This window comes from Halopenitus persicus (genome assembly GCF_002355635.1).
In the GTDB taxonomy this organism is placed as follows: domain Archaea; phylum Halobacteriota; class Halobacteria; order Halobacteriales; family Haloferacaceae; genus Halopenitus; species Halopenitus persicus_A.
In genome coordinates this window covers 1,440,883-1,454,207 of the sequence record NZ_AP017558.1, presented here as the reverse complement: position 1 = coordinate 1,454,207, position 13,325 = coordinate 1,440,883, and the positions used below count along the sequence as shown (strand labels likewise).

At 57.5% G+C, this 13,325-nt stretch carries 8 protein-coding genes and 2 pseudogenes; 5 read left to right on the top strand and 5 right to left on the bottom strand.

Annotated elements, in window-relative coordinates; translation table 11 throughout:
- Window positions 1–23: 23 nt before the first annotated feature.
- On the top strand, window positions 24–2,669 hold the full coding sequence (locus tag CPZ00_RS07020; protein ID WP_096390250.1) for a valine--tRNA ligase: 2,646 nt from the start codon (window positions 24–26) through the stop codon (window positions 2,667–2,669).
- A gap of 908 nt (window positions 2,670–3,577) precedes the next feature.
- Window positions 3,578–4,351: an IclR family transcriptional regulator gene (locus CPZ00_RS07010; protein ID WP_096390248.1), complete on the top strand. Its 774-nt coding sequence runs from the start codon at window positions 3,578–3,580 to the stop codon at window positions 4,349–4,351.
- A gap of 132 nt (window positions 4,352–4,483) precedes the next feature.
- Here CPZ00_RS07010 and CPZ00_RS07005 read toward each other — a convergent pair whose 3' ends face one another.
- Complete coding sequence (locus CPZ00_RS07005) at window positions 4,484–5,449, bottom strand: dihydrodipicolinate synthase family protein (protein ID WP_096390247.1); 966 nt, start codon at window positions 5,447–5,449, stop codon at window positions 4,484–4,486.
- 50 nt (window positions 5,450–5,499) lie between these two features.
- Window positions 5,500–6,951, bottom strand: a complete 1,452-nt coding sequence (xacF, locus tag CPZ00_RS07000; protein ID WP_096390246.1) for a 2,5-dioxovalerate dehydrogenase — start codon at window positions 6,949–6,951, stop codon at window positions 5,500–5,502.
- A 204-nt stretch (window positions 6,952–7,155) separates the two neighbouring features.
- Between xacF and CPZ00_RS06995 the strand changes: the two genes are divergently transcribed.
- Window positions 7,156–8,532, top strand: coding sequence for a M28 family metallopeptidase (locus tag CPZ00_RS06995; RefSeq protein ID WP_096390245.1), 1,377 nt, complete (start codon window positions 7,156–7,158; stop codon window positions 8,530–8,532).
- Window positions 8,533–8,925: 393 nt separating this feature from the next.
- Here the strand turns inward: CPZ00_RS06995 and CPZ00_RS06990 are convergent.
- Window positions 8,926–9,544, bottom strand: a pseudogene (locus CPZ00_RS06990) (IS6 family transposase).
- Between the two features lie 102 nt (window positions 9,545–9,646).
- On the opposite strand from CPZ00_RS06990, the gene CPZ00_RS06985 reads away from it, so the two are divergent.
- Together CPZ00_RS06985 and CPZ00_RS15855 are read left to right on the top strand one after the other, a co-directional pair.
- Entirely contained in the window at window positions 9,647–10,795 is a 1,149-nt protein-coding gene (locus CPZ00_RS06985; protein ID WP_096390244.1) for an ABC transporter ATP-binding protein, read from the top strand.
- 82 nt (window positions 10,796–10,877) lie between these two features.
- Window positions 10,878–11,247, top strand: a pseudogene (locus tag CPZ00_RS15855) (IS5/IS1182 family transposase); the annotation flags it as partial.
- Between the two features lie 152 nt (window positions 11,248–11,399).
- Here CPZ00_RS15855 and CPZ00_RS06980 read toward each other — a convergent pair.
- On the bottom strand, window positions 11,400–11,780 hold the full coding sequence (locus CPZ00_RS06980) for a RidA family protein (RefSeq protein ID WP_096390243.1): 381 nt from the start codon (window positions 11,778–11,780) through the stop codon (window positions 11,400–11,402).
- Window positions 11,781–11,846: 66 nt separating this feature from the next.
- Window positions 11,847–13,232: a dihydroorotase gene (locus CPZ00_RS06975; RefSeq protein WP_096390242.1), complete on the bottom strand. Its 1,386-nt coding sequence runs from the start codon at window positions 13,230–13,232 to the stop codon at window positions 11,847–11,849.
- Window positions 13,233–13,325: the final 93 nt, after the last annotated feature.

Sequence of the window (13,325 nt, the reverse complement as noted above, 5' to 3'; positions counted from 1 at the left end):
ACCGGCGGTATCGACACCCAAGAATGCCCAGCGGAGAGTATGACCCCGACGCCGCCGAGGCGCGCTGGCAGCGCCGGTGGGTCGACGACGAGACGTTCGCCTATCCGGAGGAGACCGCCGACCCGGACACCGCCTTCGCGATCGACACGCCCCCGCCGACCGTCTCGGGCAACCTCCACTGGGGCCACGTCTACGGCTCGATCCTCCAGGACGTCGTCGCCCGGTTCCACCGGATGCACGGCCGGGACGTCCTCTACCCGTTCGGCTACGACGACAACGGGATCGCCTCCGAGCGGCTGACCGAGCGCGAACTCGACGTCCGCCATCAGGACTTCGAGCGTCGCGAGTTCCAGCGGAAGTGTCGGGAGGTCTGCCGGGAGTACGAGGCCGACTTCACCGAGAAGATGCAGGGGATGGGCCTGTCGATCGACTGGAACAACACCTACCGCACCATCTCCCCGGAGGTCCAGCGCGTCTCCCAGCTCTCGTTCGTCGACCTCTACGAGAAGGGCCGCGAGTACCGCGAGCAGGCGCCCGCCATCTGGTGTCCCGAGTGCGAGACCGCCATCTCGCAGGTCGAGACCGAGGACGACGAGCAGGACTCCCACTTCCACGACATCGAGTTCACCGTCGCCGGCTCCGGGGAGGGGTTCACCATCTCCACCACGCGGCCGGAACTCCTGCCGGCCTGCGTCGCCGTGTTCGTCCATCCCGACGACGACGGGAATCAGCACCTCGTCGGCGAGGAGGCGACGATCCCGCTGTTCGGCCACGACGTGCCGATCATCGCCGACGATCGCGTCGACATGGAGACCGGGTCGGGGATCGTGATGTGCTGTACCTTCGGCGACCAGACCGACATCGAGTGGTACCAGGCCCACGACCTGGATCTACGCGTCGCCATCGACGAGTCCGGCCATCTCACCGACGTCGCCGGCCCCTACGAGGGGATGCACTCCGCGGAGGCCCGCGAGGCGATCGTGAGCGACCTCGAGGAGGAGGGCGCGCTGCTGGACCGCCGCGCGATCACCCACACCGTGAACGTCCACGAGCGCTGCGGGGTCGGCGTGGAGTTCCTCGTCACCGAGCAGTGGTACGTCCGGGTTCTCGACAAGCGCGAGGAGTACCTTCAGGCCGGCCGCGAGATGGAGTGGTTCCCCGAGAAGATGTTCACCCGGTACGAACACTGGGTCGAGGGGCTGCAGTGGGACTGGCTCATCTCCCGGCAGCGCTCCTCGGGCATCCCGTTCCCGGTCTGGTACTGCGCGGACTGCGACCACGCGATCGTCGCCGCGAAGGACGACCTCCCGGTCGATCCGCTCTCCGACGACCCGCCGGTCGACGCCTGCCCGGAGTGCGGCCACGAGGCGTTCGTCCCCGAGGACGACGTGCTCGACACCTGGGCCACCTCCTCGCTCACGCCGCTCATCAACGCCGGCTGGGACTGGGACGAGGCGGCCGGCGAGTTCACGATGGATCGTCCGGAGATCTACCCGATGGACGTCCGCCCGCAGGGCCACGACATCATCTCCTTCTGGCTGTTCCACACGGTGATCAAGTGTTACGAACACACCGGCGAGGTGCCCTTCGAGTCGACGATGATCAACGGGATGGTTCTCGACGAGAACCGCGAGAAGATGTCGAAATCGAAGGGCAACGTCGTCGACCCCGACGCCGTGATGGAGCAGTTCCCGGTCGACGCCGCCCGATTCTGGGCCGCCGGCTCCTCGATTGGCGACGACCTGCCGTACCAGGAGAAGGGCCTGCGCGCGGGCGAGAAGCTCATCCGCAAGCTCTGGAACGCCTCGAAGCTGGTCGCGTCGTTGGCCCCCGAGCCCTACCCGGAGAAGCCCGACGAGCTCGCCGAGCTCGACCGGTGGCTGCTCGCGGAGATCGACCGGGAGATCGAGCGGCTCACGGAGCGCCTCGAGAACCGGGAGTTCTCGAAGGCCCGCGACGGCTTCCGGACGTTCTTCTGGGGAACTTTCTGTGACGACTACCTCGAGATCGCCAAACAGCGGGAGGACGACTCGGCCCGGTACACCCTCCGGACGGCGCATCGTCGGTTCCTGAAGCTGTTCGCGCCGCTGCTTGCCCACGTGACCGAGGAGATCTGGCACGACGAGTACGCGGACGGCGCAGCCGACGGCGCGTCCGGCGAGGCGTCCGCGGCCGCCGAGTCGATCCACCTCGCCGACTGGCCCGACCCGCTCGGGCTCGAGGCGGACCACGACGCCGGCGAGCTCGCGATGGCGGTCGTCGGCGCGCTCCGGAAGTTCAAAAGCGACCGGGGGCTCCCGCTCAACGCCGCCCTCGACGTCGTCGAGGTCTACGGCGACGTCCGCGGCTTCGAGGACGACGTCACCGGCGTGATGCACGTCGAGGACCTCCGCGTCCACCCCGACGCCGAGGCGCCCGTCGAGACCGTCACGACCGGGATCGACCTCGACTATGCCACGGTCGGTCCGGCGTACGGCGGCGACGTCCCCGACATCGAGGCCGCGATCGAGGCCGGCGAGTACGAGCTCGTCGACGGCGAGCTCCACGCCGCGGGCCACGAGCTGGCGCCCGAGGAGTTCACCGTCGAGACCGACCGCCGGTATCAGGGCGCGGGCGAGCTGCTTGAGGCAGGCGACGCCGCCGTGATCGTTCGCGTCGACGCCGAGTGAAGCGGGTCGTCGGTACGTTTTCGGTTGCTTCGCTCCGTTCGGTTCCCGGTAGATCTCCCGTGACGATCCCTCGCCGAGTCTGCTCGACGAACAGACACCGAATTCGTTATTTAATATTTATATGAATTCAATATTATGTATAAGATGTAAAAAGGGGTTAATAGCCCTTTAAACGCAGTAAAACGGCGTATATGGGAAGTACTGATGTCGGATCGGATCGAACGGGATTTGGAGATCGACGTTTAAAAGGATTGTCTCGACGTTACACGAGATATATCCATAATTTATTTCTATATATTACCATATGTACTTTTATATTTATCTGGGTGAGCAACGCAAACGCTCGTTCATTCGTCGGAGGATCCGAGGGACGGTCGTTCCCGCTCCCCGGTCCGATCGCCCCCGATCGCTCCCGATATCCCCCGATCGAGTGCGACCTCCGATCGAGTGCGACCTCCGATCGAGTGCGACCGCCGTTCGATCCTCTCGTCGTTCCCCTTGGCACCGAACCCGGGTTTTCCCCCGTCGCGAATCACGGCCGTTCGCCGTCGCGCTCCGCCCGTTTGACTTACAGAAGTAGATCTGTAATTCAATATTCGAGTTTCGTTTATGCCGTTCCGATCCCGCTTCGATCGGGATCGATGGAACGACTGGAGACGGGCTCACGTGGACTGAAACGCCGTCTCACCCGTTGAATCCAGATTGTTCGCGAGCAGGGAACGGCGGGACCGGGAACGCGATCCGTTCCGTCGCCGAATCGTTCCGCATCCCGGATCACGCCGCGTCCGCTTCGATCCGCGGATCCCCCCGATCGCGGCTTGCGGCCGGTTTCAGCCGATCTTCGGCGTCCGGACCTCGGTTCCCGATGCGGGAACATATTTATGGGACTGGAGGGGTAGGGTCCTGATATGGATGCCCCATCGGAGGAACCACACGGTCGCCGGATACAGTCGGTCGAAATAGCGTTCAACGTCATCGAGGTTCTCCAACGGCAGGACCACACGAGCGTCACGGAGATCGCCGAGGAGCTCGGCCACTCGAAGAGCACGGTCCACAGCCATCTCCGGACGCTCGAGGACCGCAAACTGCTGGTCAAGGAGGACGACGGCTATCGGCTCAGTCTCAAGGTTCTCGACATGGCCGAGACGGTCCGCGGCCAGATCGGCAACTACGACGTCATCAAAAGCGAGGCCGATAGCCTCGCGACCGAGACCAACGAGGTTAGCCAGTTCGGCATTGAGGAACACGGGATGGTGTCGTACCTGTACAAGGCGACCGGCGAGCAGGCCGTCGAGACCGTCTCACACGTCGGCATGCAGCAGCCCATGTACTCCACGTCGCTCGGCAAATCGATCCTCACGCACCTGCCGGACGACCGAACCGACGAGATCGTGGAATCGATCGAGTTCTCCCCCAAAACGTCGAACACGATCACCTCTCCGGAGGCGCTCTACGAGGAACTCGATCGGGTCGCGGAACGCGGGTACGCCACCGACGACGAGGAGAACATCGAGGGGCTTCGTTGCGTCGCCGCGCCGGTCACGAGCGACGAGACGGTCCTCGGCGCGATCAGCGTTTCCGGGCCGTCGAGCCGGATCACCGACGAGCGGCTTCACGGCGAGCTCGCCGACAGCGTCCAACGCGCCGCGAACATCATCGAACTCAACACCAAGTTCTCCTAAGCGCCTCGCCGTCCGCTGTTTCGGTCGTCGGTCGTCGTGATGTCCGTCGTTCGTCGTTCGTCGTGGCCGTGCCGGTGGTTCGTCGTGGTCGGTCTCGTCGTCCGTCGTGCCCGTCGTTTCACCGTGGTCGCCTCACTGCTCGCTCGCCGCCGGCCGTTCCCGTTCGAGCTGCCGTTCGATGTCACGGTCCAGCTGTTCGTAGAGCTCCTCAGCCCGCCGCTCGTCCGCCGCGCTGAGCGGGCGGATCGGTTCCCGAACCGCGCCGCCGTTCAGTCCCGCCAGATCCAGCCCCTTCTTGACCGCCGGGATGCTGATCGCGCCGTCGATCTGGTTGTCCTCCCCCGTCTCGTCGCGGAAGTCCTGATACGGGAGACAGGCGTTCCGGAGCGCGCGGGCACGCTCCCACTCGCCCGCCGAGAGGGCTTCGAAGAGCTCGAGCCCGACCTCCGGCCGGAAGTTGCTGACGCCGGCGGAGAACCCCTCGGCACCCTCCGCCCAGAACGAGACGGCGTACGGCTCGGCCAGTCCGTCGACCCAGACGACGTCGTCCGCGCCCGCGGCCACGCCCGCGCCCAGCTTGATCGGGTCGGGCAGCGCGTACTTGATCCCGGCCACGCCGTCGATCCGCGTGAGATCCCCGAGGTACTCCACCGACGGATCGAATCCCCGGACGTACGGCACCAACGGTCGGTTGCTCGCTTCGTCCAGCTTCTCGTAATACGCCAGCAGGCCGCGTTCGTGCAGATACGTGTGGTCCGGCGGCATGATCATCATCGCGTCGGCGCCGACGTCGTCGTACGCGCGGATCAGATCCCGGGCGTTCGACGTGCTCCCGCCGACCCCCGCCAGCACGCAGGCGTCCTCCGGCAACGCGTCGACGGCGGTCTCGACCACGGCGACCCGTTCGTCCCGCGAGAGCGAGTGGTACTCGCTGATGTTGGCCGCAGCCAGGAACGTCCGGATCCCGGCGTCGTATATCCGCGTCGCGTTCTCGCGGATCCCGTCGTGTACGATCTGATTCGTCTCATCGAACGGCGTCAGGAGCCCGACCGCCACGCCGCGGAGGCGGTCCTGCACCTGCTCGGCTGCTGATCCCATAGCATCGGTTCGAGGACCGACTGATATAAAACTATTGCCCCGCCGCGACGTCAGTAGTTCAGGTAGACGGTCTTCGTCGCGGTGAAGAAGTCGAGCCCCGCGTCGCCCTGCTCGCGGTAGGTGGTCGTCGAGGAGTCCTTGTACCCTCCGAACGGGACGTGAAGTTCGACCCCGGTCGTCTTCTCGTTCACCTTGACGACCCCGGCCTCGACCGCGTCGACGAACTCGTGGGCCTCCGAGAGGTCCTGCGTTACGATGCTCGCCGAGAGGCCGTAGTCGACGTCGTTGGCGACCGCGACCGCCTCGTCGAAGCTGCCGACCTTCATGACGGAGAGGACCGGGCCGAAGATCTCCTCCTGGGCGATCCGCATGTCGGAGCTCACCCCGGAGAAGACGGTCGGCTCGACGAAGTGGCCGTCGTCGTATCCCTCACCGGTGAGCTCGCTGCCGCCCGTCTCGAGGGTCGCGCCGTCCTCCCGACCCACCGCGACGTACTCCAGCGTCGATTCGAGCTCGCTCTCGGAGACGTGCGGTCCCATACCGGGGTCCGCGAACCCGTCCGCGACCGTGAGGTCCTCCGCGTACGCGACGATCGACTCGAGGAACTCGTCGTAGACGTCCTCGTGGACGATCGCCCGCGAACAGGCGGTACAGGACTGGCCCGTCGTTCCGAAGGCGCCGACGCCGACGATCTCGGTGGCCTCCTCGACGTCCGCGCTCGGCATCACGACCGTGGGGTTCTTCCCACCCATCTCACACTGGACGCGCTTCAGGTCGTCCGCCGCCGACTGCGCCACCGCGGTCCCGACCGCCGTGCTTCCGGTGAACGAGACCGCGTCGACCGCCTCGTGGTCGGCCAGGGGAGCGCCGATCTCGCTTCCGGACCCGGTGACCATGTTCGCGACGCCCTCGGGGAGGCCGGCCTCCGCGAGACACTCGTAGAGGATCCGCGAGACGTTCGGCGCCGCCGATGCCGGCTTGTGGACGACCGTGTTCCCGGTCGCCAGGGCGGGGGCGAGCTTCCAGGCCGGGATCGCGATCGGGTAGTTCCAGGGCGTGATGAGCCCGACGGTCCCCAGCGGCTCCCGCTTCGTGGAGAGGTCCGTGTTCGGTCCGCTCGCTGCCTTCTCGATCCCGCCGAGCTCGCGCGCCTTCTCCGCGTAGTAGTGGAAGATGTCGATCGCGCGCCCGACCTCGCCGCCCGCCTCGCTGCGCGTCTTTCCCTCCTCCCGGACGAGGGCCTCGGTCGCCTCGTCGCGTCGCCGCTCGAGCACCTCGCCGGCGCGTTTCAGTACGGCACCCCGCTCGGGACCGGGCGTGTTCGCCCACTCCGCTTGCGCCTCGACGGCCGCCTCGACGGCCGCGTCGAGGTCCGCGCGTTCCGAATCCTGGAATCGAGCGACCACCTCGTCGGTGTCGGCAGGGTTCCGGACCGCGAACGTCTCGCCCGTGCTCGATTCGATCCACCTTCCGTCAACGTAGTTTTCGTAGGTCGTCGGCATCTCCGTGGAGACGATCCGCCGCCTCGTATAGGTAAATTTCGGTTACCGGCTCGTTGTGGGCTTGTCGGTGTTGTCGATCAAACCGCTGTTCATACCGACGGAAAGATCTAATCAGTACACGTTCGGTGGCTTTAGTAGATAGTTATGTGTATAGAGAAATCCGAACCAAAAGTAATATATACTATTCAATCTATCAAATAATCGATGTCAGAGATCCCACCAGCGATTGTCGGAGATGCGTATCTAAATGAACGCAGTTGGGAATTCTTGGAAGAGCTAACCGACATTGGCAACCGGTTAGCCGGAACTGATGGAGAAAAAGAAGCCCGTGAACTCGTCAAAAAACAGTTTTCTGCCATAGACGCTCACAATATCGAAACAAATGAATTCGAATTTCCCGGCTGGCAACGTGGCACAACAACACTCGAGGTAAACGGATCCAACCGTTGGCAACTTGACCGGCAGCATGAGATCGTAGCTTTACCGGGTAGCCCGTCAGGTGATATCGAGGCAGAAATATACAGCATTGATGCGGGGGTTCCGGGCGACTTTGATTCGACCGAATTGGAGGGCAAGATCGTGATGACGTCGAATCGGACACCTGCTGGCGTCAATAGACGTCTCCAGCGATATGAGAAATACGCTAGAGCTGCTAATGCTGGCGCAGTCGGATTTTTATTCCGAAACCAGATCCCTGGGTGCGTTCCGGCGGTTGGTACAGTAAATCCATGGGCTGATACTACAAATGACGATACTCTGATTGGCTCAGTGGTTGGTGCAGCGATTTCTCGAGAGGAGGGGAGGCGAATTCTCCGTCATCTAAAAAAAGGATCCGTGACGGCATCGCTTGAAGTCAATTGTACAAAAGCACCTGCCAAGTCGAAAAATATTGAGGCTGTTTTGGGCCCAGAATCAAAAGAGGAGGTCCTTCTCACGGCGCACATTGATGCACATGACTTAGGGAACGGCGCCAGAGATAACGGATTCGGTTCTGCACTCGTCGTTGAGGTCGGGAGACTCCTGTCGCAAATCGAATCTGAACTTGACTCGAGAGTGCGACTGGTGCTATTTGGAGCGGAAGAGTTTGGATTATACGGATCGGACTATTGGATCAAAAATAACAATTCTGAGAATATTAAGTGTGTAATAAATTTAGATGGGATCGGATTTTCAAACAATTTGTACGTGAGAACTCATGGATTTGACGAGATTGGTAGGGCGTTCAAGGAAGTGGAAGACGAGGTGCACACGCCAGTGAAGGTAACTGATGAATTAAATATGTATGGTGACCATTGGACATTCGCCTCGAATGGAGTGCCATCTGCGTATGTCGGATCGGAACAACGGGATTCAACGTCTGGCGTTACACCGAAGGGGTGGGGACATACGCACGCTGACACACTCGACAAGCATAATTATCGAGATTTCAGGGAACTCGCAATTGCACTTACGACGGGCATCATAAAACTCACCGAAAATGAGCGAAAGATCGCTGCTGCTTCTACAGAGGAGGTACGGAGCGCCCTGATTGATCAAGGGTATGAAGATACTCTAAAGGTAACAGACCGATGGCGATGGTGAGCAGTACGCTTTGTTGAAAAGCCACTATAAGTTCCTCAATCCCCCGGTTTAGTGAGACTGAATTTGGGGACGTATTCGGCCATAGAGTTCTTGTTTCTCGACTTCGTTCAGGGAGTGTAGGTAGCTAGCTAAACAAGCTTGGAAAAGCAAACGAGTGTCGGTGGCACGTGATACGGCTGGCCGCTTGAACTCTTAGATCGCGAGTATGCACGAGAAATATGAGCGAAACCGGCCACCCGTCGAAACACGGCTCGAGATCTTCATTTACCGAAGCAAACCGTTTATGTCATTGGTTTTCCTTCTATATCATCGCTGAATCAACCATATTATGGCTCACAGCCCTCACCGTTTGTCACCATGTGGCGTTCCAACTTTGACTCCCCTCGGCATTGTTCAGATTAGCTGATTGAAGCAGACAGCAAATGCTTGAACCACGTTTCTACTGTTTCGGGCTGAGCGTGCTGAAGTGGTTGGCAAACGCTTCAGCTCGACGTTTCAGCTCTTTGAAGGTGCGTTCGACGACATTCCGAGTCCCCTTGACTGTTGGAATCGGAGTGAGTGAAGATAGCCTGCAGCCACGGTGCACCATCGACCAGGAATACCGCGTCATCACCAAGATGTTTTTCGAGGAGCTCCGCGAGAAACGTCTCGGTCAGTGCGGAGGTCCTGGTCGGGAACAATCGCACGTGGAGCAGGCGATTCGAGTCAGGATTAACCACCTAAACAGCCAGTAGTGCTGGTCATTCACGCGGATTACTGTCTCGTCAACCGCGACATAATCCAAGTCGTGACCCTCTGCAGGCTGTAGGTTTGCCTTCTGAACCCAGTTGAGCGGTGGACCGACAGCGCTCGCCACCCGGTTTGCGAGGACCGAAACGGCATTCGCCAGCGACAGCCCGGCCAGATACAGTTGGATGCCCAACTTCATCGCGGGCTCGAGTGTCGACTTTCGCTCCACAAACTCACACTCCGGGAAGTCGCCACAGTCGGTGAGGCGGCTGGTTTCTGGCAGAGGAACCAAGGAACTACGTCCGCCTCACTTTTTGATCTTATCTGAACACTGTTCTTTGTCTGCACCATAAAGATTATTTGAGGCTATGGCCAATTCCATACTATGGGTCTTCGACAACCGGAAAAAGCGTTTGTTGATGAAAATCCTACCACGCCCGAAAAGGCCGATGGTTATATCAAATTGACCGATCTCTCGAAAACATTCGATGACGGGGAGATAATCGCCTGTGACAATATTAACCTGAATATCTCGAAGAATGATTTTGTAGTATTTCTCGGGCCATCTGGGTGTGGGAAAACAACGACACTGCGTATGATCGCTGGTTTGGAAACGCCAAATTCGGGATCAATTCGTATTGATGGGGACGACGTAACAAATTTAAAACCCAAAGACAGGAATCTCGCTTTTGTCTTCCAAAATATCACACTATATCCACACAAAACAGTTCGTGCGAATATGCGATTCGGTCTGGATATGATGACCGATCTTTCGAAAAAAGAAAAGAATGATCGTGTGGAAGACGCCGCTGAAATGCTTGGTATCGAGGAGATGCTTGATAGAAAACCGAATGCACTTTCGGGCGGTCAACAGCAGCGCGTTAGCATTGGTCGGGCGATGGTGATGGAACCGGCCGCATTCTTACTTGATGAACCGTTCTCGGCGCTTGATGCTAATCTTCGAGATCAGATGCAGACCGAGATCAAGAAATTACAACAGCGGCTCGAGATAGCTATGATCTTTGTCACTCACGATCAGGAAGAAGCGATGACACTAGGTGATAAGATTGTAATTATGGATGATGGATATATTCAGCAAGTGGGATCGGCATATGAGATTTATAACGAGCCTGCGAATCAATTCGTAGCTGAATTTATCGGATCGCCTTCAACCAATATTATCGAATCGACACTTGAGGTTCAGGACGACAGTCTATATGTCTCGAACGACCTGTTTTCACTCAATATCCCGCAGAGGAACACCGAAGTCGATGTCAAGGATGGAGAAACGGTGTCCCTCGGAATACGTCCGGAATTCTTCGACCTGAATAGTGGTTCCAAGTTGTTCACCGCAGACATCTCCGTAATTGAACCCAATGGAGCGAATGATACAGTCTATCTAGAAGCTAGTGAATATGATCTCAACGCATTGGTAGATCAAGGTGAAGTTACTGATGTGGGAGAGAGCGTAACTGTGGACATTGACCCATCTAAGGTCTGGCTATTCGATAGGCAGGGCGAACGTTTGATCTGAGAGTTTGTAGCTTCGCTAGACTCGACGACGACTACGTTACCTCGGTAGAAAGTGAAGAGACGGATCGGTGTGACATCCGAAAATCAGTCTCTTCACGCGTGTTACGGTCGATAAGACTAAACAAGATGTCAATAACCTAGACGAATCTGCCAATCTTAGCGGGGAAGTGGCTTCGCTAAGTGGGTGATGCTCACCTTGGCACTTCGCATCGAGCTAGACAAATCCTACTGCATTGCGGTGAAGCTGTTTTCAGAACTGTCCAGCGCCCTTGAAGAGATTGGTCTCATACGACTCCTCATTATGATGTTACCCAACTGGTTCGAGCGAGTCTCTACGAAGACGTGGTATGCGTTTTTCGGCGCAGCAGCCGGGAAACGCACTGACTACGTTGCTATCGATACTACTAGCTTCGACCGTCAAGATCAGTCCAGCAGAACTACGCCAACCGTACCATCACGCCCATATGGATAGTGATCAATAATTCCCAGCGATCAGTTTGAAGCTGTCTTCTCGTCAATTAAGCGCACGCTCGGTGCTACCGTGCGAGTTCCGAGAGACCTACTGAAAACCACTGCCGTGTACCGAAACTACAGTAGCGAGCTATTTATTCGTCGATTTTGGCGATGACTTCTACCTCAACGTCTATCTCCGTTCGAGCGAGGGAGGCGACAATAAATGCACTTCGTGCCGGATACGGTTCATTCATATATTTGGCATACATATCGTTAAAACCGTCAAAATGTTCTGTATCGGTAAGGAATACGGTTGATTTTATAACATTATCAAGTGAAGAACCAGACTCCTCGAGGATCGAAGATAGATTTTCCATAACTTGTGCGGTTTGTTCCTTAATGTCTCCCGTAATAATCGTGCCATCCGGTTCTCTTGGGATCTGGCCCGATGCGAATACGAGATCTCCTTCCACAATCGCTTGTGACAGGGGGGCGCTACTAGGGGCAACTTCACTAGTTTCGATCTGTCTCATACTGCATCAAACGCTAGTATACACCAATACTAATAATTTTTTATCGATATCTTATAGTTGCGTGGATTAATTAGTCCACTGGGGGATTTCTCGCTGAATAAATTCACCGTGTCCTTTCTCGGCGACTATCTCCCCGGCATCCGCAATAAGGTTACCCCGAACAAACACTTTCTCTACGGAACCAGACGTGTGCATCCCTTCGTAGATTGAAAACGTCGAGTTCGACGCGTTATTTTCCGCTGTAATGTCGCTTCCAGAATCTGGATCGAAGATGACGATATCTGCGTCCGTTCCGGGATCAAGAGTGCCCTTCTGCGGTATGCCAAACGTCTGTGCCGGGTTACGGCACATCACTTGAACAAGGAAAGGCCACGAAAGATTCCGTTGTCGTATCGCTATTTCATAAAAGACTGGGAGGCTATACTGGATCGAATTGACTCCGTAGGGCGAATCCCACCAGTTGGAGGTCTGTTTATAATCTTCATAATACGTAACGTGGTCGGTGGAAACGACGGTCAGCGTACCGTTCTGAAGATACTCGAACATTGCCTCTCGATCATCCGGAGTCCGTAATGGTGGTTTGAGGACCGACCGATTTCCGAATTTCTCGTGAGAAGATCGATCTAATACTGTATAATGTGTGCATGTTTCAGCACGTATGTTTGAGTTGTCTTCCTGGAACCAATCGAAAACCTCTGCCGCCTTTCTGCACGTCGTATGGACTCCATAGTATTTCACCCCCGTTTCGACGGCAGCCCGAATGGCATCTTCAGCGGCCATTGCTTCAGCAAAATCGGGACGTGAATCAGCAAAGAACCGAGAATCACCTTTTCCGGCACGTTTCAACTGGCCTTCTCGAGCCTCGCAGATAGATATATCCTCTGTATGAACTGCTGCTACGGCATTTTCTTCGGCAATCTTCTCAAAGGCTCGAAAAATAAACCCGTTGGAGACCCCCATTTCGCTACTAGACATAAACATTTTGAACGAAGTGACTCCCTCTTCGATTGCTAATTCAATTTCGTCAAGCGTTCGTGCGGTTTCACGGTGTAAGACTCCGTGAAGACTGTAATCGACGTAACTCGACTCGTTTTTAGAGCGCTTGTGTTTAATACCGGCAATTAAGTCTTTACCGTCGTTGAGCCGAAGATCTCCCCCCTGATACGCGAAATCAATGAGCGTCGTCACGCCTCCGAGAGCTGCAGCAGCAGTTTCAGTTTCCATTTTGCCAGCCCGACCTTGACTTTCCGGTACTTCATCAATATGGACGTGAGGATCGACTATTCCCGGGAGGATTATCTTCCCCTCTGCATTAATAACCCTCTCAGCTTGTGGAACGTTTTCTTTCGTGCCGATTGCGACAATCTTCCCATCGTCGATCGCGACACTTCCCTCTCTCACGTTTGATGATGTTACTATCTCTCCATTATCGATCCGCGTCTGTACGGGCATCGTATTCCATCCTTGTATGCCAACTGTAAATATTTGCCGACCATCCTTTATAAGGGTTAACAGAAGTTCATCAGCCGCCCGCGACAAATTATG